Consider the following 23,459-nt stretch of genomic DNA (forward strand, 5'->3'; position numbering starts at 1 on the left):
AAACCATTGATATTCGCTTGATCAGAGGGCGATTTTTTGGTATAGTGAAAGCAAATATGAAAGAAAAAATAGCTTTAGTACAGGGGGATATTACTGCAGTTGAAGCGGATGCGATAGTCAATCCGGCAAATAGTGAGTTGGTTCATGGCGGCGGTTTAGCAGGAGTGCTGGCCACAGCAGGAGGCGAACAGATCCAAGAGGACTCCGATCAGATTGGCCCGATCGCAATCGGTGAAGCAGCTGTGACGAGGGCAGGCAAGCTTAAGTGCACATACCTTATTCATGCCGCCTCAATGTCCTTGGGTGGTCGTACGAGTGAAACGACTTTGCGAGCAGCGCTAACTAACGCGTATCGCCGCGCATCCGAATTGAATATTCAAACCATCGCTTTTCCCTCCGTGGGTACGGGGTATGGGGGATATCCTGTAGAAAAAGCCGCTCAAATACAGATGGAGTGCGCGCACGATTTTCTTAGCTCGCATCCAAACTTTCAAAAAATTACTTTTGTGTTGCATTCCGCTGACGATTTTCAGGCTTTTCAGTCGGCGTATAATTCATCATTTAACAGCAGCGATCATGGTATATAATAAAAAGTTCTTTTTTGCACTCGCAACGTTTATTGGTACCATCGTTGGTGTGGGTATTTATGGATTACCGTACGTTGGCGCGCAGGCGGGATTTTTACTATTGGTCAGTTTTTTATTACTTGCCGCTATTATTGTTTTTGTCGTTAATCGGATGCTGGCATCAATCGCGGTTCATACTCCGGGACTGCACCAGCTACCCGGCTATGCTCAGACATATCTTGGTCCATGGGCGAAGCGCGCTGCGTTGGTTATTAAAGTGTTGTCATTTTATGGAACGCTTTTAAGCTACCTAATTATTGGCGGCCAGTTTTTAGCAAACTTGTTGAGTGGACCTGACATTTTGTATACGTTTATATTTTTTATTGTTGCCGCTCTCTTGATTTGGCGCGGAGCTCGCTCTATCGGGCCGGTAGAATTAATTCTTATGAGTCTTCTCATTTTGTTGGTTATTTTGTTGCTTGTGTTTGGATTTAGTTCCATTGAAGCAACAAATTTGAAACCGATTAACTGGTCCTACGCATTTCTACCATACGGCGTCGCACTATTCGCCATGTGGGGAGCGTCCATTATTCCTGAACTCAAGGAGGAATTAGCAGGGGATTTGAAAAAGTTAACTCGCATTATAATAGTTGGCTTGTCTACGTGTCTCGCCTTGTACTTAGTTTTTTCATTTTTAGTCATTGGCATTAGCGGTCCAGCTACAAGCGAAAACGCAATCGCAGGTCTTACGAGCGCGCTTGGCGGAGATATAGTTAAATTTGGTTATTTGCTTGGCGTGATAACAACCTTTTCTTCATTTACCACGCTTGGTATGACTACGCATAAACTCTTTTGGTACGACTACAAGATACCAAAGTTTTGGTCATGGTTGCTTGCCATGTTTGTTCCCCTTACGTTATTTATTATTGGTTTACAGGACTTTATTGCCATTATTAGCATAACCGGTGCTATCATGCTGGGACTAGACGGTATTTTAGTTGCTTTGGTATTTATTGCTATGAAGCGTAAGCAAGGATCTAGCCGTCTTACGGCTTATTCGATGTTAAGCGCTGTTTTGATGGTTTGTTTGCTGATTGGGGTGATTCTTGAAATAACTAAACCTTCCTAATTGTATGGCTTCATTAGCATCAGTTGTTGTCAGATTTGCCCCTTCGCCCACGGGATTTTTGCATATCGGCAGTCTACGCACGGCACTTTTTAATTGGCTGTGGGCGCGTAAAAACAACGGAAAATTTATTTTACGTATTGAGGATACTGACCAAACTCGATTAGTACCGGGCGCAGTTGAGAATATTCAGGAAGCACTGGCTTGGTATGGACTGGATGTTGACGCTGGTCCTTTTTTTCAATCTCAACGACTTGACCTGTATCGAGCAGCCGCGGAACGACTGATCGCATCTGGCCATGCCTACTACAGTTTTGAAACTGCTGACGAATTAACCAAACTTCGCGAGGTTCAACGTCTGCAAGGTATTCCCATTAAGTACCGTTCATTGTCGGTCGCGTCACTGACTGATGCTGTCATTCAAGAAAAAATAAAAGCCGGCGAGCCGTACGTTGTTCGACTGCGCGTGCCTGAAGAGGGCACAACAACATTTGACGATCAGGTGTACGGCACGGTTACGGTTGAGAACGCACGAATTGATGATCAGGTATTATTAAAAAGCGATGGCTTTCCCACCTACCATTTAGCAAATGTGGTTGACGATCATGATATGGAGGTGACGCATGTGATTCGCGGCGAGGAGTGGTTACCTTCGACGCCAAAACACATGGTTTTGTATGCGGCCTTTGGTTGGCAACCGCCGACATTTTGTCATTTGCCGCTCATATTAGGAAGTGACAAAGCGAAATTATCAAAACGGCATGGCGCCGTGCCCGCGCTTGAATATCGAGCGCTTGGGTACACCCCGAAAGCGATTTTGAATTTTATCGCATTGCTTGGCTGGAATCCGAAAACAGAGCAAGAGTTTTTTACAATTCAAGAATTAATCGAAGCCTTTGAATTAGAGAAATTAAATAAATCAAGCGCCGTTTTTGATGTGAAAAAGTTAGACTGGCTGAATGCTCATTCGATTCGCACCATTTCACCGTCTGAATTATTAGAATACGCACGTCCGTTTATCGGTTCGTACGCTGAGCATAAAAATATTTTGCCAGCGCTTGACGCTGTTCGCGGAAGAGTAACCCGATTGACTGATTTAGTGGACGATTTAAAGATTTTCTTTGAGCCGATCGATTGGACCAACCCGTCATTGATTATCGCGAAAGGGGAGGATGCGTCACAGGCAATCCAATCATTGACCCTTGCTCGAGAGATTATTAGACCTCTATCATTTAGTGAACTCGATCGACCGGCCATCGTCACACTTTTCAAAGAATCCATTGCTCAGCACCAGACCTCCACTAAATCGTTGCTATGGCCACTGCGTGTGGCTCTGAGCGGCCGGACGAACAGCCCTGGATTTGATGAACTGATGCTCGGCTTAGGCAAGGACGAAACGCTACAGCGGATTGAAAAAGCCATCCTGCTATTGAAAAAATAAGGGAAATGTGCTATATTCTTATTTGCTACTAACCTTAGCGCATAAAAAATGGCTCTCTACGGTAATATAAAGAAAAATCATTATTTAGTCGTACTTGGGGTACTCACCATAGTCTTGGTGGGCTTCTTCGGTTGGAGCTGGAATTCATTTGCGCAGACAGCGGGGGATAACCAGTCAGATGAATCCGTAACCGCCTTGAATGCAGAAATTGACGCGAAGCGGAAGGAAGTCGAAGAGCTAAACAAACGGGCTCAAATTTATGAAGATACGGTCAAGGCTAAACAGAAGGAGGCATCAACTCTACAAAATCAGCTCTCATTGATTGATGTACAAGTAGAGCAGACCCAGAATGATATCGAGCGGATTACGGCGGAGATAGAGGCACTTAATCTTGAACTTGAACAGTTAGCCGTCAATATCGCTGACAAGACAGTTGAGCTGCAGAGTAGCCAAGAGGTATTGGCTCAGTATTTGCGATTAATACATCGCTATGATCAGCAGACATACCTCGAGATACTCATGACAAACAAGTCTTTTTCTGAATTCTTTGATAATTTTCAGTATACCCAAAAACTGCAAGCTGACGTTGAGCAAGCGCTGGTTGCGACACGAACAATGCGCGATGAATTAGCCTTGCAAGAAAAAGAAAAGTCAGATAAAAAATCAGAGTTATCGCAACTGTCCGACAAACTGACTGGAAGCGTCGCTGATTTAGGTAATCAAAAAGATTACAAAACGACCCTGTTAGCCGATACTAAAGAAGATGAAGCAACGTATCAAGTTTTATTGGCAGAAGCAAAACGCGAGCAGGATTCAGCGCAAGCCGACATTCGTTCATTAGAATCAAAAGCTCGGTCGCAGCTGGAAGAAGAAGGGGTTGACCTAAGTGCCGACACACAGTTGATATGGCCCGTTGCACCTCTTAAAGGTATTTCTGCATATTTTCATGATCCAAGTTATCCATTTCGTCACATCTTCGAACATCCAGCAATCGATATTCCAGCTCCACAGGGTACGCCGATCCGTGCCGCGGATAATGGGTATGTTGTCCGTGCTAAAAATGCCGGGATGGGCTACAGCTATATCATGCTGGTGCATAATGATCAATTCACGACTGTGTACGGCCATGTTTCCCGTATTGACGTGACGGAAGAGGAGTACGTGGTTCGTGGCCAACAAATCGGGTTAGTAGGTGGTTTGCCAGGCACTCCAGGCGCTGGCGGTCTTACCACAGGACCACATCTTCACTTCGAGGTACGCTCAAATGGTATTCCAGTTAATCCATTGGATTATTTGCCAGGCTACTAATGAGTCGGCGGTTTAAGCAAAACAAAAACCTCGGATGACCCGAGGCTTTTTTGTATTGTGAAATAATTCGCAAGTAAAATTAATAAGGAGAAAATAGTTCTCGGATTGATGTACGTCGGGATGATTTAGTTGTTACTACGCTGGCCGTGTCAGTACTACCGGCAATCTGGTATCCGCCACGCCACCACGGCTCGTATGCATTATAATCCTGTATTAAACCGCCTTGTATTGAATACAAGCGAAATTGAGGTCCACCGCGGGATGCCGGGGCGACTAAAACCTCGGGTTCAAGCGATCCGGAATCCATATTGGCAATGGCAACGTTTACGCCACCGCGAAATGAGCTATCGTACGGAAAAAACTGCCCATAGTGGTTGCCTTTGCTATCAAATAATCTGACGTGAGCTCCGCCACCGATGCCAGGGCCAGTCACAATCAGTGCGGGCGCTGCCTCAGTAGCTTCAGCAGCATCTACTGTTACGCCACCGCGAAAAGTCGTGGCATACGGAAAAAATTGACTGATGTGTGCGCCACCATGTGTCATGACTCGGACGTGCGGCGCCCCACCCGGACCGGCGCCAGTAATGATTTCCGCAATTCCATCTCCGGTGAGATCTGCCGCAGCCACATTTACACCACCGCGAAAGGATGGAGCATATGCCATAAATTGCCCGCGTACTTTTGCATCGGCGGTGAAGATACGCACCTGCGGGCCACCGCCCGGACCGGCCGCAGCAATAATTTCATCAATGCCGTCGTTATTGAAATCTCCAGCCGCCACGTCTACGCCACCGCGAAAAGATTCAGGAAATGCAAAAAACCCGCCGAGAAGTGTTCCATTTTGCGCGTACATACGCACCTGCGGTCCGCCACCGGCGGCTGCACCGACGATAATTTCTTCTCCGGCAAATTTGCCATTCAGCTCTCCATAAGCGATTGAACCGCCACCCATAAATCGGTCAAAGGGAACAATCTCATTTTCTAATGGGGGAGGAACTGTGGCTGAACCAAGGTGGAGCGCGCTGGACAGTGAATCAAAAGGGTTAATAATACTTCCATCGGGAGCGTGGATTTCAAAATGCAGATGGGAAACGGTTGACTCCGCATTACCCGAGTCTCCCATCCAGCCGATGAGTTGGCCTCGCTGTATCGGATTGCCACGCAGGATATCTGGTGCATACGCACTCATCCCGCCACCGTTTCCATCGTCGGTTCCGTAGGTATCATTATTAATATGTAAATACCAGTATTCATAACCAGCCGCGTCCTCGAGAAAAACCGCATACCCATAATATGGTTCTGGGTAGGCGACATAATGAACCGTTCCATCGACAGCTGCAACGAGCGGCTGATGCTTCATGCCCATAATATCATTTCCCTCATGCGTACGTCCGCCTGATCGAGGTGCGCCAAAGTCATTTGAAAAACGAGTATCGCCTAATACGGGAAAGATTATATCTCGTGTTTCTGCCGCACAAACGTGCGCGCCCATGAATAAACCTGCCGCAACCAGTATGGTCAGGGCTATTGTTTTTATTTGTAACATACTGAAAGTATAGCAGATTTTTTCGTGAAAATCAATATTAAAATCCCCACGCACTCAGTGAACTGGGGGTGTGGGGATGGTTGAAGGGAGGCAGCCTGCTTTTCAGCAGGTGGAATAAGTTCGAGAATGATGCGGAGCGGCACAATACCGTTTGACGATTCCGCGCAAAGCTCGGCGAGACAGACAATCAGCCGGGAACTGATGACTGGTATCGCTGAAGACTAAGGCGTAGGCGCCCTCGTTGATAATCAATTCAACGGGCACCTCTTTCATCGTAGGCAAACGGGCGCAGAATTCGTTGATAACCGGCGTGTGTTCATCCGTGATCGCAGATGGAATACTCGGAATAACTTCTTTAAAATGAGTTACCAGGGCATCGGTATCCATCCGGACAAGTCTCGGCGCAGACGCGATTTTTTTCTTCATGGAAAGAACTCCTTTTTGAAATTGTTTGTTTTGGTTTTTGGTTAGTAATAATGTTTAGCGATAATATTAGCGGAAATGCCAATATATGTCAAGGGTAGCCAAAAATGAACCCCGCCAGACATAATGCCGTGCGGGGTAAAAAAGGGGGTTACCAGTGCTCGGTAGCACTGCGTCGCTCGATAGGCTCAATGGTCAGCGATGACTCGCCGACGCGCTGTAAACCGATCATGCGGCGAGTAAGGAAATTTTGAGTACTGATCCAGTTGTGGGATAGCTCTAAAATTTCCTGTTGATCGAGATCACTTCGCCATGTCATGACACAATTGTCGATATTCTTACCATCGACAACCAGATCATCCATCGATAAGACGAATTCTACCAACATACACGCTCCATAGTGTAGACATGGAGCATCCTATGCGATGATACGCGCATCCTATGGCGCGCAATGATTAACAAAAAGTGCGGTTCATTACCGTACCGCACTCGTCATATTTAGTCAAGATTTTAATCGTCAGTCAAAGATAAGAGGGATGGACAATTCATCATTCAATTCAGGAAGCCCAGAGGGATTATTCTTGCTGAGTATCAGTGTGCCGGCATTGCCCTCTGGTTTATCAAATGTCAGCGTTAGCGTGAAATCTACAAATTCAGTAGTCATGGCGTCACCCTCGGCAGAGGCGGTACCACTTACTATTACAGCTCCATCGCTATCCATGAGCGTAACCGGAAATTCACTTTCAAAAAACCAGGAACCGCGAGCGCGTCCGGTGATTTTGAGCGGACTCGTAATTTTAGTTTGAGGGCGGGGACTGTCAACCACAATTTCATCTGCTTTCTCCAATTCATTGCCAATGTCCTGGGTAAAAGTTTGGCCACCCGGTACGGCACATCTCGGCGGATATGACTCCATGATGGCGTAGCCAGCATCCACACACTCATCATACGTGGTAATTTCTGGTCCGCCGACCCCGCCATTTGAATTAGCGGTGGTATTTGTGTTACTACATCCAGTCGTCGGAGCGGCTGCGGTGGGGTTGCCTCGCTTAACCCATGCGCCATTTTCACATACCCAGGAGTTTTCGTTCGTACCCAGTCGGCTATAGACAACAGCACCAATTACTACAACTGCAATCAATAACAGTATGCCGCTTAATGCTTGTTTTGAACTTTTTTTCATATGATTAATTTTAATGATGTACCTATTGTATCCCTGAAGCGTTTGTTCGTCCAGGTGCCGACAGACTATTGGTAGTTAAAAATAACAATTTGTTGTACCGCGAGCCGATTTTTCAGTAGGTTATTTTCTGCCGACATAGCGTATGAGATTGTGGTTGTCAGTTAAGCGATCTTTGTACGTTTCACCTCGTGCATCGACCATAATAGTCTGGAATTGGCGAGTAAATTGCATTGCCATAGTAATGTCAAAAAATCGTTTTTGAACAGTATCAACGTCGAGGAAACCCGGCTCGATTGGAATGCCACTACGAAACTCCGGGTCGCTCTGTGAATTTACTAGGAAGGCACAAATACCACCTGTTTTTAAAACCCGATGAATATCATTAAAAATTTCATAGGTGGTTGTCGTGTCAAAGTAGTGTAATGATAAATGGGCATATACCACATCAAATGTATTTTCCAAATACGGCAGCCGCTTGCTGATATCATGGTGCTGAATGCGAATGTTGTTTGAGGTACGAAGCATTCTTTCCTGCGCTTTTATCAGTGCCGTTTCGGCTGAGTCAATCAAAGTAACCTGGTACCCCTTTTCCGCAAAGTATTTGGCGTCCTGTCCTTGCCCGCCCCCCATATCAAGTAGAGTCCCAGAGGGTGGGAAAAACTGCAGACACCATTCAGCAAAAAGCGACGGCTGATTAATCCAATCCGCTTTACTATAGATTTCGTGCTGTTTGTTCCAGTAGGATTGCATATTACTTTTGCATCAGTGATAAAAGTTTCCGATGTACAGTCGCATTGTTTGCTGCGATGATTCCTTTGGTTGGGCGATCATAACGTTGTTCGTGGCCATAAAAATCAGTGACTATGCCACCCGCTTCTTCGATAATGATTTTTTGGGCAGCGGTATCCCAGGGATTTTTTCCAGGAAAAATATTAGCAATCAGCTGTCCGCTAGCAACCAGCATGCCAAAATACGTAGTGACCACGGCATTAATCGCATAAGCGCCATTACGGAAAAGAAGATCATTAACTTTGACCAAATTCATTGGTGCACTGGGCCAGACGACTGATCCGATTACTTTGCGATTGATAGTGCGGGACGTTGACACTCGGATGCGCCGGTGGTTGAGAGTAGCGCCTTTGTTTTTCTCTGCATAGTAGAGTCGATCCATAAACGGATCATACAGCGCGCCAATAATCGGTTCACCATCATGCACTAGTGCTAATGAAAACGTGCTGGTCGGTATGGCATGCGAATAGGGGAGTGTGCCATCTATCGGATCGCACACCCAGATGTATTCCGCTTCCTTTCTCAGACTGCCGCCTTCCTCTGCAAGAATACCGTGTGTGGGAAATGATTTACGAATTGAACGAACCACTAACGCATTAATCTGTTTGTCGGCAATAGTAATTGGCGTAGAGTCTTTTTTCCAGTCTTTAGTGATTTCATCTGAAAAATGTTTCCGCATAATACCACCGGCTTGGCGGGCGAGCTTGGTAATAAACGTCTGGTACTGCATATTATTTCTTTTTGGCCATCACTAGCTTAGTTCGAATGGGTATCGGAATATTTTTTGGGAAACGAGAAACAATATGCTTAAGGTCGGCCAGTGCCTGTTTTTTCCGTTTTTCTGATAGCGCGAGATACCACGAAAACGATGTTTGCATCGTTATATACTCTTGGTGGGTCATATGGAGGTTTCGCTGGTATTCTTTAAGTGTGACATGGGTAAACTGCTTATGCGCCTTGAGCTGTTTAATAATTGCGTCTGCTTTGCCGCCTCGAGCGCGTGAATACTTCTTATGCAGGCGCAGCGCCATTTTTCCGATGCCGCGGTCGTAATAATTGTAATTCCACATCAAGGCCAACGTGCCGCCTGGTTTAAGCAGTGCATGTGTTTTACTGAAACGTGTACTCGGTTTAATCCAGTGAAACGTTTGAGCGGAAAATATTAAACCAAACCGGTTTTTGGGGAGCTTAATATTTTCAAACGGCTTGATAATGTATTTGACTCGTCGATAGCGTTTAAGGTTCCGACGGGCTATAGTTACCAGTCCTATACTAATATCGTTCGCCACATACGCATTGCCACGCCGAACAAACGGCTCGCTTGCTTTACCCGTGCCAATACCGATTTCGAGGATTGGATCAGATTTCTTGAGTCCTGCATACTGTATTACATCGCGAAACATCTGGCTGGGATAATCCAGCCGTGCTTTGTCGTATTGCTCAGGGATGGTGCTAAATGTTTCTTTAAGTTTCATGGTAATCGAAATGACAGGTTAGAATTGTTTTTTAAACGCCTTACCGTACACCTTAAATCCCATTTTTTGGTAAAAGGCGTGGGCCCGCGCTAGTTTTTCACCGCTCTTGGTGGTAATCGTCTCAGCGCCGTTTTCTTTAGCCCAAGCGGTGGCCGCTTTTACGAGTTGCTGTGCTATGCCTTTACCATGATACGCTGGTTGGACAAACATTTCCTCAATCTCAGCGTAATACGTTCCTGCACGCACGCGGGGAAAACGATAGATAGTTACGATACCGACGTACTGGTCACCATCTTGTGCTAGAAATATCGCACCGCTCTTTGACTGAACCACTTCGTCATATACGGTGCCACCTTTGTGTACTGCGTCAGTTGAAACCGCTGTGGTGTTTGGATCTTCTTGGTGCATGACATGCGTCCGGAATTCGTCCAGTAATATAAGCGCGGGGGATTTATGTTCTAGTGTCGCTTTGATTATTTGCATACATGTTTCTATTTGTCATTCCGGACTTGATCCGGAATCTGAGCTACAGACCCTGAATCAAGTTCAGGGTGACAGGAGTTGGTGGTGTATTAAATTAGCACTTGTATTTTATACGTTATGACATCACCCTCACTAAAGTTTTCCGCTTTCCGTACATCTTTCTTCAGTGGCAGCATATATTGTCCAGCTTTACTTTCTGGAAAAATCGATGTTTTCCACGTCGTTTTACCAATCGTTACTTTCACGGGCAATGATCCAAATCCACCCGTCAGCCCGTGGTACAGCTTTCTGATTCCCGTCGACTTGTCCTTGGGTAAGCTCACGAAGTGCCAAGCGCCTTCGCCTTGCCACACCCACACTTTCCCTTTGAATTTATATATTGTGTTTGAAGTCATTAGTGCAGCAATTTCTAATTCCAAATATCTAATTTCTAATCAATGTTCAAATGTCTAAATCAGAATTTAGTAATTAGAAATTATTAATTATTCATTCTACCAATGTGTAAACAGTAGGGGATGGCATTTTTTCAAAATCAAATAATTACTAATTTAATTAAACTTTTTATATTGATTAATTGATTTCTCCCCCATGCAAAGTTCAAGAAAGTATTCCTCAATCACTGAGTTCTCTTTTGAAGTAAAAATAGTAAATAAATTTTCGTTTCTTTCATCACGAAGAATTTTCAAAATCGATGCCCTTAAAATGTACGTTGCCGTTTTAATATATTCATCAGTTTTTTCAAGATACTTTGAAACATCATTACCGTGGAGTAAAAAACTTCGGAATGTGTAAAGTTTTTTTACCTCCTTTACTAATTCAATGCGTTTATTTGCGTCTTTTATTAATGGATGAAGAAACCAAGCAACTCGGGTAGCAATTTTATTTGAGACTTCAATATTGTCAGATGTATATAAACTCTCTAATGCGGTAACCAGGTTAATAATTGAGTCAGTTATCGATGTTGTCCATCTAGAGTGCTCAACAAAGTCAATGGTGTTCCTTAGTCTAGAATACTCTTTCCCGGAGTATAGTTGGCTAACTTTTTTCCATGTTTTTGAAAGTAAATCTAAATCTCTGTGATTAATGATAGGTTTTGGTTCAGCTACTTTTTCGTGAATATACGGATTTATGCCTTTAGCAATTGGAAATGACAAAAATGTATTAGTATTTTTTTCGTATATATACAATCCAGAAATTTTTGCAGTATTTGGGTGTATTATTCTTAATATTGCAATAACCCTACCAACATCTTTTAATTCTGAGATAAAATCATTTGGGTCATGGTTCACATATTTACGATGAATTGCAATATTTATATAATTGGTGTCAATGTAATTTGCATTTATCATCTTACGCCAGTATTCTTCTTTTGTTGGATTAACAATTAAATTCTCACCAACCTTTGTCGGTAGAGCACTATTATTTATTAACAAGTTTTTGATCAGATATATCCTACTTGTCATTATTTTTCCAACGGATGATATTTTTTATGCGTCTTTTCGGCGTAACGATCGGAAGCGTTTACGTAGCGGGTAGTGGTATCGAGTGACTCATGGCCAAGCAGGATTTGGATAGCGGCTGGGTTGGCACCGGACTCGGCGAGGTATGTGGCGAAGCCATGACGAAGACTATGCGCTGAGGTGGGCACATTGATCTGCAATGCTTCACGATACTCTTTTATTTTCATCTGGATATAGTCAGGTGAGATACGCGTGTCAGAACCGGACTTGGTATGGCGGCCGCGGTAGGGGATAAAGAGCGCGGGAAATTTATCATTTCGCGTAGCGAGATATTCTTGGATGTGCCGCTTCCCTCGATCAGTGAGATAGACGAAGCGTTGCTTGCGTCCTTTTCCTTCAATGAAAATTCTACCCGTGGCATCGATCTGGTTCTTGTTTAAGGATATCAATTCTGAGATACGCATACCAGTGGCAAATAAGACCTCAAGGATGGCTCGGTTGCGTAGTGCTACCTTCTTATCCTTCTTCTCAGCAATGGTCGGATATTCGATCAATCGGACAATATCTGCCAATTCTGCTACCTGGGGGTGGGTTTTAGCTGTTTTGGTTAATTTCACCATTTGGGGGTTTATGGGGCATTCGTAGTCATTATCGATTAAAAACCTCAAATATGTGCGAAAACTGGATAACATTCGATTAATTGAGTAAGAATTGAGCCTTTTAGGGGCTGTTTGGCCACTGGCGGTGTTCCTGTCGCGTGACACTAAATAGGCCTTGTACAGCTCAATATCGCGCCTCTGGAGGCCTGTGAAGGGCTTGGAGGACTCTTCCTGCAGCCATACCAGGAATACCCCCAAATCCCGTTCATAGTTGTATATGGTCTTTTCGGAGTAGCTATTGGTCTGGAGGTTCAATAGGAAGTCATCCAGATGGGGTAGTTGGTTCTTTTGTTTGGGCATAAATGATTATAGTTGCCGCTTGTTGCCTGACTGCGTCAGGAGATTCTTCGTATTAACTCAGAATGACAAGGGTGATGTAGCTATTAATAGGGTATATTATAGGCCTATTTGATTCGGTGTAAGAGATATTATACCGAGTAACATATCCATTGTAGCATATACCAAAAACAGGTCAAACCGTGATTTTGAGAATTATCTTTCAGTAAACTAGTTCGTTCCTCATACCTTGACAAGTGTAGTTTATTTGCCTATTATGTCGGGAATAAATATCGTACATAGAACAATTTAACTACTGGAGGTTTTCATTGATACCCAGAGAAATAGATGCAACTCCTGAGGACTTTCTGACCTCAACCGTCCTGACACTGCTTAATATGTCAGGACGCTTCATCTCCCAGGCTGATACACTTATCGTCTTCCCTGGCTTTGGTGGCCCTGGAATGATGGGTAATGCTATTACCCTTTTCCATGAAAACGCGAATTTTAAGCGTTTAATCGTGGGAGGCATTCATCCCAAACTTATCGATGATAATGTTGGTACATATGCACTGCTGCATCCTGAGGTTCTGGCTCGTGATCCCTATTCGTTCGTGCCGCCGACGCAGGTATTTACCCAGGTATGTGCTGAGCATACCAAAGATCAGGCAAATTGGATTGCCCGGCAGTGCTTTGAGCAAAGCGTAACATCGGCAGTATTGATTGCCGCGCCGTTTCACCTGACACGAGCGTACTTAACCACTCTTAGCTCACTGCACAATGTCGGCTGTACCGATGATGATCTTCTGCTCATTCCTCACGCCGCTTCGGCGCCTATGACTAAAGTCTTTCCTGACTTTGGACTCAGCCAGTGGATTCTTCTCGCCGGAGAGCTGCGGCGCATCCGAGCGTATCAGGAAAAGGGTGACATTATCCCTGATAAGACTATCAAGGAGTACCTTACCTGGCTCGAGCAGCAACTTGGTTTCGCAATCTAATTGTAACCATACGACTCCCCCGCCATTTTCAATTATTTGAGAGTGGCGGGATTTTATTTTTTATTAGTTATAAAAAAACCGTTGCCATATGGATATATACAACAACGGTTTGTCCTGTAGCGCATGATGCGCTCAACGCCTAAATTTCTCAGCCACCGATGGAATAACATCACTTACCTTCACGATTTTACCAGGTTTGATATTGAGCTCGACGTCTTTGTTGTCCCAGTTTCCATCTGAGACAATGTTACGCGCACAAAGTACGATGGTCTTGAGTGCGCTTATTATCTCAGTGCGATCTTGCTGATTGCCAAAATCAACATTGAGCAATAATGATCCAGCGGCGTCGCGAATCGAACCGTGATACCGATGATCAGGCATGGGACCCCAGGCGTAAAAATAGGTGGACTGTTGGGCGACCTGGACAACCTGGGACGGTGGCAAGCTGAGTTTAATGTGCATGTGCAACCTCCATGTGTCTAAAGAGCCTAACGAAATGCGGAAGTGGGTACATCTTCATGCTACGACTCGCCCACCTCATTGTCAATTGAAATAAAGAAGGCCAGCGTGATGCCGGCCTCCTGAGGTAGTATCAGACGTGATGTCTGCGTACCGTTATTGAGATTGCGCTGAATATTATCCCAGCGCGGGATGATGAATGTGGCTGCGGCAGCCAGGATCAAGGCAAGACCAGCCCACATGCAAATCTGCTGGAAATTTCGAACACGGTTATACTTGTGTTCAGCCATTTCCGGAGTTTCTTTGCTGTACGCAAATCGATGCATGCCGCTTTTGGGTTCCTTGAATCCTTGTGCTATCAAGGCACAAAAAAACATGAATCCCGCTGCACATAAAACGTATAACGCGGCGTCCATAAATCACCTGCCTCCTTTAAACGGGTTTTTGCTCCAATTCAAGGAGCTTGTTTGTATTTTTATTTGCTTTTGACGACGTCTATTGAGCAATTCGTCAGTAATGCAGCTAAAGCTCCAACAGCTGCTAACATGGGCAATATAATCGTCCCGACTGAAGCAAAGCTTACCGGTATTTCCAATATTTGATTCCCTTTGTCGTCTTTGATGATCAGCTTGCGAACGTTTGCTTCGTGCACCAGCTTCTTCACTGTTTCTACGAGTTGTTCGCCCGTTACCTTAATTTCTTCTTTAAAAGTTTTTTCGTCAGTCATATTGGTAATTAATAATGATTCTTTTTTTGTGTTTTGCTGCGCCTTCGTTAGTTTCAGTATAGCAAATTTAATGTTTTGTTACTTGATAATATATTTATAAATATTAATAAAACGCCCTTTTTTGCTAAATAATTAAGCTATTTTATTTTGGCTAATATTAGCCTTCAATTAGCTCTTTTAAGCTGGTAAGTATATTTTATGCCCATAAACATTGGCTCAAATGCGTTTTCGTGCTATACTACCCATTGATAAGTTCATTGGCAATTTTACCATTAACGGTACAAATACCATGGCAAAGATGACCAAATCTCAGCTCATGGCACATCTCTCAGAGAAGTCCGGCCTCTCCAAAAAAGAGGTTACCAGTATGATGGACCTTCTCGTCGAGACTGCTTATGGCGAGGTCAAGTCCTCTGGTGAATTCACCGTTCCCGGCTTAGGGAAATTGGTGAAGAAACACCGCGCAGCACGGTCTGGCCGCAATCCGGCGACTGGTGCAACGATCCAAATTCCGGCCAAAACGGTCGTGAAGTTCCGCGTTGCGAAAGCTGCAAAGGAAGCTATTCTCTAAGATCCAATAGAGAACAACAAAAAAGACTTGCATGATTGCGAGTCTTTTTTGTATTGCGATTATTTTTCCTTTATCGCTTTTGAGTATTCGGTATGCCAGGTGCAGAAAGGACAATCAGGAGCAGGTTTTGGCATTTTGCCATTCAATACTGATATGGCCTTCTTAAAAGCTTCAAATGAGTGCTGCGGGTCAGTCTTGAGAGTTTTCAAAGTAATTTCCATGGGGAACCGATTGTGTAGGTCATCCGATTGTGCTGGATAAAAATACAATAAATGGCCAATGCCACTCGAGGGTCGATTGTTTTTTTCTAACAGAAAAGCGTACGTATCAAGCTGCATTTGATATGCCGGAATCATTGGCCGTTCATTTGGATCAGAACTAGATGTTTTGTGATCTACAGGCGTGTAGGTACCCTTCTTGGTGACTAAACACTCATCGAGCTTACCCATTAAGCCATAATCCTCATCGTGATGGTAGAAATATACTTCCTGGAATGGATGCTGGAGTGTGCCATCGACTTTGCCTTCGAGAAGTGGCGGCAATTCGCCAATTGGTCGGTAGAGGTCAAAATATTTTTTTATAATCACGTCAAACCGGTTTGCCAATCGGGAGACAATCCCCTCTGGTTGGCGCAATTTTTTCTTATACTGAAGCCAAAAACATCGAGGGCATCGGTTAACGGTTTCTAAGCCAGTTGGTGAAAGCCAGATTTTCTTTTTTTGGGAATACGCCATAATAGATTCTATTTAAAATAAACGCGGTCGCCAATGCGCAGGTCAATATATTCACGAGGGTTTTTTTCTGCAATTACTCCTTCACTGACGATACGCCGCAGTTTTTCCAGCTGACTCTCAACAGCGCTGCTCGTATCAAAATAAATTGCGTATGGTTGATCAATAATATGTACCTTCAGTTGGGTAGACAATTTATTCGCCAGTGAGTAATTAAAAATTGGCAGGCTTGGGATTTCTTTTATCGCGGCGTGAACCGTGGAAATAAAACTTATTTTTTCTGAATCAAAAATTTCTTGTCCAATTGAAACGCCTTCCATTGAGTCATCTATAATCTGTGCCATGCCACTCCCCTCTTGCGTGATATCAGCAATAGCTCGAATAATAATACCTTGATTATTAACAAAATAGTAGGCGTTTTGGGAATACCAAATAAGCGAGGGGGGCGTTTCGGTAACCGTAATAGATATTGTTTTCTTAAAAAGTTGTACGTCAATAGTCGCTACGCTAAAAGCAAAGGCGTCTTTAATATGCTGCCCCTCGCGTGTTTCATCAAAAGCAAATAAATTTGATTGCGGTATGAGACCCCAGCGATGTTTTTTTAAATCTTTTGTAATAGTTGAAAAAACAGCGCGTGCTTGATCGTTATTGGTACCGGTTATTTGGACCGTCGCCACTGCCAACCAAGGGCTCAGCAGCAAGAAATAAATGATTGCAAGCAACAGGCAGATGCCTGCCCAAGCCACCAGGCCAAAATGCTCAATCACAAAAGATTTCCAATTTCGCTGGACATTAATCGGGTTCTGGTGATAGCCAGATGATTCCCCTCCACGGTAACGGTATGATACAGGGATTGGCATAGGTTAATGGTACCAATTGCTCTTTGGCTGGTATGAGGTAAGCAAGTTCTTCTTTTGCTTAAATCGTTCAAGAGCGAGCGCTATAAGTTTTTCTAGCAGTTTAGAATAGGACAGCCCCGACGCCTGCCACAGCTTCGGATACATAGAGATCGAGGTAAATCCCGGAATAGTATTAATTTCATTCAAAAATACCCGGCCATCTTTTTTTGATACGAGGAAATCCACCCGGGCTAAACCAGCGCAATTGCAGGCGGTAAAAGCCTGGACTGCCCACCGCTGAATGGCGGTTATAATGTTTTTGGGCAGGCGGGCGGGAATCTGGTCAAAGGACTTGCCGTCTACATACTTCGCATCATAATCATAGAACTCATTTGAAGAAATTATTTCTCCGGGCAGTGATGCTTGGGGCTGGTCATTACCCAGCACCGCCACTTCAATTTCCCGCGGTTGAACAACCGCTTTTTCTATAATAATTTTGCGATCGTAGCGGCCGGCGTAGCGAATGGCAGCAATCAGGTCTCGCTGTGTTTTCACCTTTGATATGCCGACGGACGAACCCAGATTGGCCGGTTTCACAAACACCGGATAACCTAATTGCTGAACCGCGCGTAACACAGTAGCGCGTCGCTTCGATAGGTCGTCGAGTTTGACAGAGGTGTAGGGCACTACCGGAATGTCCAACTGTTGACATACCTGCTTTTGTACGACTTTATCCATGGCCACGGCAGAACCAAGCACGCCAGACCCGACGTACGGAATGTTAGCAAGCTCCAACAAGCCCTGGATCGTGCCATCTTCGCCGTATGGTCCGTGCAGCACTGGAAATACAACATCGAGCGTAGATAATTGGTGCTCAATTTTTTTCTTGGTCCTTACCGTTACCAATCCACGAGCATTCGCGTCCGGTGTAATAATCGACTCTGAAGGTGTCGAAAGCTGCGTGTTACCTTTAAGCCGTCGCAGTGGATTTGCCTCGGTGACCCAGGCGCCGGATTTAGTTATACCAATCGGAACAACCTCAAATTTTTTCGGATTTAAATGCTGCATCACGGACGTGGCTGAAACAAGCGAAACTTCATGCTCGCTTGAGCGTCCGCCAAAAATGATGCCTATTCTAATCCGTTTAGCCATACGTATTACGTTTCCTTTTCGGTTGGCTCGTCTGGTTTATGCTCCCAGAGGCCGGATCCATCTACATATTCGGGATGCCCTGAATCACTACCAGCCATGCACGAGGTGCATTCGCCAAAAGTTTCACCGGCTCGGTAGTGGTGGGAAAATCCGCAAGGAGAGCAAACGTAATTCCCTTCGAGCGGGACAATTTCTCCTTTATCAAATACTTTGGTTTCTTGCATAGGTAGTTTATGCCACGATTATACGTGGAATTAATGGGTTTATTCGAGTGACAATTTCATAGTTGATAGTTCCTGCGTGATGCGCTAAGTCGTCTGCAGATATCCGTACGGCTCCAGTATAGCCAATGAGCGTGGCTCTGTCACTTGCCGCGACGCTCGACACTCCGGTGACATCCACCATCATGAGATTCATGCAAATCCGGCCACGGACCGGGCATTTCTTGCCTTTTATAATTACCGAAGCGACATTAGACAGCTTTCGATCATAGCCATCCCAATAGCCAACCGGCAGTATAGCTAATTTCATAGCGTGTGCTGAGCGGTATGTTTGGCCATATCCAATGCGACTTCCCGCCGGAATTTCTTTTACTTGGATGACACGCGTGTGCCAGGATAAGGCAGGCAGCAAGCGGACTGAGGTATGTTTCGATTCAATTGAATTCAGCCCATACAATGCGATACCGGCACGAACGAGGTCAAGATGAGTCCTCGGGTTAAGCATGAGGGCGGCTGAACAGGCCGCATGTTTAATTGGTATGCGTATTCCGGCAGTTTCAATGGATGTTATGACATTTGCAAATAGCGCGTGCTGTCGTTTGGTAACTTTTTGATCGGGGTTTTCTGCATCAGCAAAATGGGTAAAAATCCCCTCCACCACTAGGTGATCAAGTGCTCTTAATTTGAGCGCGAGTCGAACCGCGTCAGCAGGTAGCACGCCAAGGCGAGATGTGCCGGTGTCTATTTTCAAATGGACATAGGCCTTCACTTGTAGCTGTTTTGCTACTGCATTAATTGATCGGGCAGCAGATAGCCCGTATACCGGTAGCCGGATTTTTTTTCGAATGACATCAGAGAGTAAGGCGGGGTCGAAAAAACTCAAGATAAGAATTTTAGCGTGGCGGTTTAATTGCCGCAATCGAAGCGCTTCATCTGCATTTACCACGCCAATCCAGGCTGTCCGCGCTGCAGTTAGGATTTTCGTGAGCTGCTCAAATCCATGTCCGTATGCGTTGCTTTTAATAATCGGCATGAATTGGGTGCCGGGCGAAAGCAAACGTCGCAGCGTGCGGATGTTATGCAATATCGCGCTGCGTGAAATTTCCACCCAGGTGATTGGCAGGTGTTGAGACATGATTACGACGTAATTGAAGTTAAACCAAAGGTAAATGGATGCAGTACTTTTGGTATGGCGATTGATCCGTCGGCCCGCTGATGCTGTTCAAGGATGGCAATCAAGGTACGCGGGGTCATCGCGGTTGCATTGAGGATATGCACAAACTGAGTTTTGCCTTCCTTGGTTTTATAGCGGATATTATTCAAACGTGCTTGATAATCGGTACAATTGGACGCAGAATGGGTTTCACGGTATTTCTTCTCGGACGGTATCCAACATTCGAGATCGGTGACGCGCGATGACGGACGTGGCAAATCCCCGGTGCATACGGCGAGTAAATGATACGATAACTCCAGTTGAGATATGATTGACTCCTGTAGGGCGACGAGCTCATCGAAGACTTTAACTGCGTTGTGTGGAGTCGTCAGCACGACCAATTCTTGCTTATCGAATTGATGGACTCGTAAGATTCCTTTAGTGTCTTTACCGTAGCTTCCCGCTTCTCGTCGGAAGCAGCTGGAGTATGTGGTATATTTTCGCGGCAAATCAGTTTCCTGAAGTATTTCGTCGCGGTGATATGGCAAGAGCGCGTGCTCGCCTGTTCCTACCAAATACAGCCCATCCTGTTCCAATAGATAAGCCTCACCCCCCTCAACATACGAATCGTAGCCACTATCAACCATAACTTCTTTTTTAACCAACACCGGTGAATAAAAAGGCGTAAAGCCAGCCTTTAAGATTTCTTGTAGCGTAAATTGCACTAAGGCATTCCACAGGATTGCCCCACGCCCCGTCAAAAACCCAAAGCGTGAGCCGCTAATTTTTGCCGCTCGTTCAGTATCAATCAATCCATGTCGCTCTGCCAATGTGACGTAGTCAAGGGGTGTGAAGGAAAACTTTGTTTGCTCACCAACAACTCTTATTTCTTTATTATCTTTATCCGTGGCTCCATTTGGTGTTTCTGCTGCAGGTAGATTTGGTATTTTTCGCAAACTGTCTTGCAGTGTTACTTCACAAGTCCGCAAGTCCGCTGTCAGTGACTCTTCTTGGCTTTTAAGTTTTGCAAATTTGGCAATCGCTTTTTTCTTTTCTGCGTCAGCAAGTTTCAAAATCTCTTTGGAAAAAGAGTTTTTTTGTGCATTAATCACTTCGAGTTCTTGGGAAAGTTTCTTTCGTTTTTCATCAACACTGAGAATACTGGTAATTTCATCGGCAAAACGTTTGCTTCGTCGTTGTAATGCTTTTTTTACCTCTTCTGTATTCGAACGAATGTATTTAATGTCGAGCATATATAATTATTGTTGAGGTTCGTCTCCCGGTGCTTGATTATCACCATCGTGTCGATGTTCAAATCGAAATTCGATCCGGCCGAGAACCACTAATACAATTAATGCAGCAGCGGTAGCGATAAAGGCGATCGTGTACATACCCAGACCAACAGCCATGCCAAGAGCTGCCACTACCCAGATACCGGCGGCGGTCGTTAAACCATGAATTGATCCCCTGCCTTGGATAATAGCGCCAGCGCCGAGGAAGCCGATACCGGTGACTACCTGGGCAGCAATGCGGGTAATGTCCACGACGCCATTGGGATCATACTGGTTGATCGCACTTAATGAAATCAGCATCAGAACTGTAGCGCCAAGCGAAACCATTATATTAGTCCGCAACCCAGCCGGTTTATGATAAAATTTTCGTTCTAAACCAATAATGCCGGACAAAAGTAAAGAGAGTCCGATACGGATAATAATATCCAATGTGGTTAATTCGCCTATTGTTTCTGGGGTTGGTGTCATATAGTTGTTACAGTCCTAATGTTTGATGAATATTTTGAAGTGCGGTAAGCACGATGGTTACATGTTCGTCTAGTGGCAAATTCAGTTCAGCTGCGCCTTGGCGTATTTCATCGCGATTTACCTGTCGGGCGAATGCGGGTTGATTAATCTTTTTAATCACTGACTCCACGGTGACTTCGGATAATTTTTTATTGGGGCGGACAAGCGCTACCGCGACAATCAATCCACATAATTCGTCAACTGCGAATATTGCCTTTTTTGCTTGCGTGTCCCGTGGTTTGCCGGTGTGAGCCGCGTGCGCTAGGATTGTTTCGATAAAATCATCCGCATACCCCTTTGTACGAAGTATTTCACTACCGCGATATGGATGGTCTTTTAAGTCGGGGTAGCGTTCGTAATCGAAGTCATGCAAAAGGCCAACCATCCCCCACCAATCAACGTCTTCTTCAAATTTCGTCGCATATGCACGCATAGCGGCTTCAACCGCAAACATATGCTTTTGCAGGTTAGGATTTTGAACGTACTCGTTAAGTAGTAAAAGTGCGTCTGCTCTAGTCGGCGTCATGATCAGTCACAGGCTTAAGCGTGGGAAATAAAATAACTTCCTTTAAATTTTGAGAATCAGTCAATAGTGCCACTAAGCGATCGATGCCAATTCCAATACCGGCGGTTGGGGGCATTCCATGAGACAGAGCTTCAATAAAGTCCTCGTCTATCCGCTGGGCTTCATCATCTCCTGCCGCGCGCATCTCTTCTTGGTTTGCAAATCGCGCACGTTGATCAATTGGATCATTTAATTCAGTAAAAGCATTGCATAATTCCGTGCGCCCAGCTAGCAGCTGAAATCGCTCAACGTAGCGTTCATTCCCAGAGCATTTTTTTGCCAATGGTGATAATTCAATCGGGTACTCGATAATAAATGTAGGATCGATTGTATTTTTTCGTACGGTTTCCTTAAATAGCTCATCCATCAGCTTGGCTCTATTCGATTTGGGATCGAATGATACTGCTCTTGCAGTCAGTGCTTTTCGCAAGTCGTCATCACTCGCTGTATCAATATCCACTTTTGCATTGTGCTTTATTGCGTCGCGAAATTTAGTAATGTGATACGGAGCGGTAAAATTAATTTCCTGATTGTGAGTTGTAATGGTCAAAGTACCGTGCAAAGCTTGCACAATTGAAGTAATTATCGTTTCGGTAAATTTCATCATCTGCGCATAATCCCAATAAGCGGCATACATTTCAATTTGGGTAAACTCAGGATTATGATCACGATCAATACCTTCATTACGAAAACATCTCGCGATTTCGTATACCTTTTCAAATCCACCGACAATCAACCGCTTGAGATACAATTCAGGAGCAATCCGTAAATAAAGATCAGCATCCAACGCATTATGATGTGTGATGAAGGGGCGCGCTGTAGCACCGCCTGGAATTGATTGTAAAACCGGCGTATCAACCTCCATAAATCCTTCTGCCTCAACGACGCTTCGAAGGGTTTTGATTAACAGTGCTCGTTTGCGGAAAATATCTTTAATTCCTTCATTTGAAATAAGATCGAGGTAACGCTTACGATAACGGATTTCTACGTCGGATAAACCATGCCATTTTTCAGGTAACGGCAGTAGCGATTTGCTGAGCATGCTGTAGTCAGTGGCAAGGATAGTTTTTTCGCCGCGTTTGGTGGTAAATGGAGTGCCCGTCAGACTAATAAAGTCGCCAATATCCACGGTGGTGCTAAATAAATCATATTGCCCGGCATTCATGGTGTCTTTTTTCAAATATCCCTGGATTGATCCGGAGTCATCTGTAATAGTGACAAAAGTAGAACCACCGTGAGCTCGAATACTTTTAATTCGGCCCGGAATGGTCAGAGGTTTACCCGTACCCAAAAATTGATCGAATGATCGAACGATGTAATCGATGCTTTGCCGGCGACTTGTCCGCGGCGGATACGGATCTATGCCCGCTTGACGGAGTTGATCAAGTTTTTTAATCCGAATAAGATATTCTTCGTCGATTCGAGACATGCTAAAAATATTAGTCAGTGAAGATAAGCATAGCAAAAAAGGCCATATTTCGCAATAAAGTAGCCATTCGGGCTTATTTA

Annotated in this window: 29 protein-coding genes; 6 read left to right on the plus strand and 23 right to left on the minus strand. The window is 44.7% G+C overall.

Going from position 1 to position 23,459, the window contains the following annotated elements; genetic code table 11:
- The first annotated feature begins 56 nt into the window (after positions 1 to 56).
- The 4 genes from HZC01_04865 to HZC01_04880 are packed head-to-tail and all read left to right on the plus strand — an operon-like array spanning position 57 to position 4,441.
- Positions 57 to 587 (plus strand): macro domain-containing protein, encoded by a 531-nt coding sequence (locus HZC01_04865; GenBank protein MBI5038001.1) that lies wholly within the window; start codon positions 57 to 59, stop codon positions 585 to 587.
- Positions 577 to 1,695 (plus strand): amino acid permease, encoded by a 1,119-nt coding sequence (locus tag HZC01_04870; GenBank protein ID MBI5038002.1) that lies wholly within the window; start codon positions 577 to 579, stop codon positions 1,693 to 1,695. Before HZC01_04865 ends, HZC01_04870 begins: the two co-directional genes overlap by 11 nt.
- Before the next feature lie 4 nt (positions 1,696 to 1,699).
- On the plus strand, positions 1,700 to 3,133 hold the full coding sequence (locus HZC01_04875; protein ID MBI5038003.1) for a glutamate--tRNA ligase: 1,434 nt from the start codon (positions 1,700 to 1,702) through the stop codon (positions 3,131 to 3,133).
- Positions 3,134 to 3,181: 48 nt separating this feature from the next.
- The gene (locus tag HZC01_04880) at positions 3,182 to 4,441 is read left to right on the plus strand and encodes a peptidoglycan DD-metalloendopeptidase family protein (protein MBI5038004.1); all 1,260 of its coding nucleotides are present in this window, start codon (positions 3,182 to 3,184) and stop codon (positions 4,439 to 4,441) included.
- A 79-nt stretch (positions 4,442 to 4,520) separates the two neighbouring features.
- Here the strand turns inward: HZC01_04880 and HZC01_04885 are convergent, their stop codons facing one another.
- The 11 genes from HZC01_04885 to HZC01_04935 all read right to left on the minus strand — a co-directional run bounded on the left by HZC01_04885 (position 4,521) and on the right by HZC01_04935 (position 12,759).
- Positions 4,521 to 5,987, minus strand: a complete 1,467-nt coding sequence (locus tag HZC01_04885; protein MBI5038005.1) for a VCBS repeat domain-containing M23 family metallopeptidase — start codon at positions 5,985 to 5,987, stop codon at positions 4,521 to 4,523.
- 102 nt (positions 5,988 to 6,089) lie between these two features.
- Positions 6,090 to 6,413, minus strand: coding sequence for a hypothetical protein (locus HZC01_04890; protein ID MBI5038006.1), 324 nt, complete (start codon positions 6,411 to 6,413; stop codon positions 6,090 to 6,092).
- A gap of 148 nt (positions 6,414 to 6,561) precedes the next feature.
- On the minus strand, positions 6,562 to 6,798 hold the full coding sequence (locus HZC01_04895) for a hypothetical protein (GenBank protein ID MBI5038007.1): 237 nt from the start codon (positions 6,796 to 6,798) through the stop codon (positions 6,562 to 6,564).
- A 129-nt stretch (positions 6,799 to 6,927) separates the two neighbouring features.
- Positions 6,928 to 7,593 (minus strand): hypothetical protein, encoded by a 666-nt coding sequence (locus tag HZC01_04900; GenBank protein MBI5038008.1) that lies wholly within the window; start codon positions 7,591 to 7,593, stop codon positions 6,928 to 6,930.
- Positions 7,594 to 7,713: 120 nt separating this feature from the next.
- The gene (locus HZC01_04905) at positions 7,714 to 8,343 is read right to left on the minus strand and encodes a class I SAM-dependent methyltransferase (GenBank protein MBI5038009.1); all 630 of its coding nucleotides are present in this window, start codon (positions 8,341 to 8,343) and stop codon (positions 7,714 to 7,716) included.
- A gap of 1 nt (position 8,344) precedes the next feature.
- Complete coding sequence (locus HZC01_04910; protein MBI5038010.1) at positions 8,345 to 9,112, minus strand: inositol monophosphatase; 768 nt, start codon at positions 9,110 to 9,112, stop codon at positions 8,345 to 8,347.
- A 1-nt stretch (position 9,113) separates the two neighbouring features.
- On the minus strand, positions 9,114 to 9,857 hold the full coding sequence (locus HZC01_04915; GenBank protein ID MBI5038011.1) for a class I SAM-dependent methyltransferase: 744 nt from the start codon (positions 9,855 to 9,857) through the stop codon (positions 9,114 to 9,116).
- Between the two features lie 18 nt (positions 9,858 to 9,875).
- A complete protein-coding gene (locus HZC01_04920) occupies positions 9,876 to 10,340 on the minus strand; it encodes a GNAT family N-acetyltransferase (protein MBI5038012.1) in 465 nt (154 codons plus the stop codon).
- Between the two features lie 89 nt (positions 10,341 to 10,429).
- Positions 10,430 to 10,735: a DUF1905 domain-containing protein gene (locus HZC01_04925; protein MBI5038013.1), complete on the minus strand. Its 306-nt coding sequence runs from the start codon at positions 10,733 to 10,735 to the stop codon at positions 10,430 to 10,432.
- Positions 10,736 to 10,888: 153 nt separating this feature from the next.
- Positions 10,889 to 11,803 carry a hypothetical protein gene (locus HZC01_04930; GenBank protein ID MBI5038014.1) on the minus strand — a complete coding sequence of 305 codons (915 nt, stop codon included), beginning with the start codon at positions 11,801 to 11,803 and terminating at the stop codon, positions 10,889 to 10,891.
- Positions 11,803 to 12,759, minus strand: coding sequence for a tyrosine-type recombinase/integrase (locus HZC01_04935; GenBank protein ID MBI5038015.1), 957 nt, complete (start codon positions 12,757 to 12,759; stop codon positions 11,803 to 11,805). The genes HZC01_04930 and HZC01_04935 overlap by 1 nt, the downstream gene beginning before the upstream one ends.
- Positions 12,760 to 13,133: 374 nt before the next feature.
- Here HZC01_04935 and HZC01_04940 point away from each other — a divergent pair, with 374 nt between their 5' ends.
- Entirely contained in the window at positions 13,134 to 13,733 is a 600-nt protein-coding gene (locus HZC01_04940; protein ID MBI5038016.1) for a hypothetical protein, read from the plus strand.
- 132 nt (positions 13,734 to 13,865) lie between these two features.
- Here the strand turns inward: HZC01_04940 and HZC01_04945 are convergent, their stop codons facing one another.
- The 3 genes from HZC01_04945 to HZC01_04955 form a co-directional block, all read right to left on the minus strand.
- On the minus strand, positions 13,866 to 14,195 hold the full coding sequence (locus tag HZC01_04945; protein ID MBI5038017.1) for a hypothetical protein: 330 nt from the start codon (positions 14,193 to 14,195) through the stop codon (positions 13,866 to 13,868).
- A 59-nt stretch (positions 14,196 to 14,254) separates the two neighbouring features.
- The gene (locus HZC01_04950) at positions 14,255 to 14,518 is read right to left on the minus strand and encodes a hypothetical protein (protein MBI5038018.1); all 264 of its coding nucleotides are present in this window, start codon (positions 14,516 to 14,518) and stop codon (positions 14,255 to 14,257) included.
- 149 nt (positions 14,519 to 14,667) lie between these two features.
- Positions 14,668 to 14,919, minus strand: coding sequence for a DUF4342 domain-containing protein (locus HZC01_04955; GenBank protein MBI5038019.1), 252 nt, complete (start codon positions 14,917 to 14,919; stop codon positions 14,668 to 14,670).
- Between the two features lie 289 nt (positions 14,920 to 15,208).
- Here HZC01_04955 and HZC01_04960 point away from each other — a divergent pair, with 289 nt between their 5' ends.
- Positions 15,209 to 15,490 carry an HU family DNA-binding protein gene (locus HZC01_04960; protein MBI5038020.1) on the plus strand — a complete coding sequence of 94 codons (282 nt, stop codon included), beginning with the start codon at positions 15,209 to 15,211 and terminating at the stop codon, positions 15,488 to 15,490.
- A gap of 59 nt (positions 15,491 to 15,549) precedes the next feature.
- On the opposite strand, the gene HZC01_04965 is transcribed toward HZC01_04960, so the two are convergent.
- From HZC01_04965 to lysS, 9 genes are read right to left on the minus strand one after another with little or no spacing between them, the layout of a single operon-like run.
- On the minus strand, positions 15,550 to 16,224 hold the full coding sequence (locus HZC01_04965; protein ID MBI5038021.1) for a PD-(D/E)XK nuclease family protein: 675 nt from the start codon (positions 16,222 to 16,224) through the stop codon (positions 15,550 to 15,552).
- Between the two features lie 8 nt (positions 16,225 to 16,232).
- Entirely contained in the window at positions 16,233 to 17,081 is an 849-nt protein-coding gene (locus HZC01_04970; protein MBI5038022.1) for a hypothetical protein, read from the minus strand.
- 3 nt (positions 17,082 to 17,084) lie between these two features.
- On the minus strand, positions 17,085 to 18,212 hold the full coding sequence (locus tag HZC01_04975; GenBank protein MBI5038023.1) for a D-alanine--D-alanine ligase: 1,128 nt from the start codon (positions 18,210 to 18,212) through the stop codon (positions 17,085 to 17,087).
- 5 nt (positions 18,213 to 18,217) lie between these two features.
- Positions 18,218 to 18,436, minus strand: a complete 219-nt coding sequence (locus HZC01_04980) for a hypothetical protein (GenBank protein ID MBI5038024.1) — start codon at positions 18,434 to 18,436, stop codon at positions 18,218 to 18,220.
- Between the two features lie 7 nt (positions 18,437 to 18,443).
- Positions 18,444 to 19,568 (minus strand): alanine racemase, encoded by a 1,125-nt coding sequence (gene alr, locus HZC01_04985; GenBank protein ID MBI5038025.1) that lies wholly within the window; start codon positions 19,566 to 19,568, stop codon positions 18,444 to 18,446.
- 2 nt (positions 19,569 to 19,570) lie between these two features.
- Positions 19,571 to 20,839 (minus strand): serine--tRNA ligase, encoded by a 1,269-nt coding sequence (gene serS, locus HZC01_04990; GenBank protein ID MBI5038026.1) that lies wholly within the window; start codon positions 20,837 to 20,839, stop codon positions 19,571 to 19,573.
- 6 nt (positions 20,840 to 20,845) lie between these two features.
- The gene (locus HZC01_04995; protein ID MBI5038027.1) at positions 20,846 to 21,346 is read right to left on the minus strand and encodes an MgtC/SapB family protein; all 501 of its coding nucleotides are present in this window, start codon (positions 21,344 to 21,346) and stop codon (positions 20,846 to 20,848) included.
- Positions 21,347 to 21,353: 7 nt separating this feature from the next.
- Complete coding sequence (locus HZC01_05000; GenBank protein ID MBI5038028.1) at positions 21,354 to 21,911, minus strand: HDIG domain-containing protein; 558 nt, start codon at positions 21,909 to 21,911, stop codon at positions 21,354 to 21,356.
- Positions 21,898 to 23,379 (minus strand): lysine--tRNA ligase, encoded by a 1,482-nt coding sequence (gene lysS, locus HZC01_05005; GenBank protein ID MBI5038029.1) that lies wholly within the window; start codon positions 23,377 to 23,379, stop codon positions 21,898 to 21,900. The genes HZC01_05000 and lysS overlap by 14 nt, the downstream gene beginning before the upstream one ends.
- Positions 23,380 to 23,459 lie beyond the last annotated feature (80 nt).

The sequence above is a fragment of the Candidatus Kerfeldbacteria bacterium genome (assembly GCA_016214565.1).
Lineage (GTDB): Bacteria > Patescibacteriota > Patescibacteriia > UBA10025 > JAHIVO01 > JAXDBW01.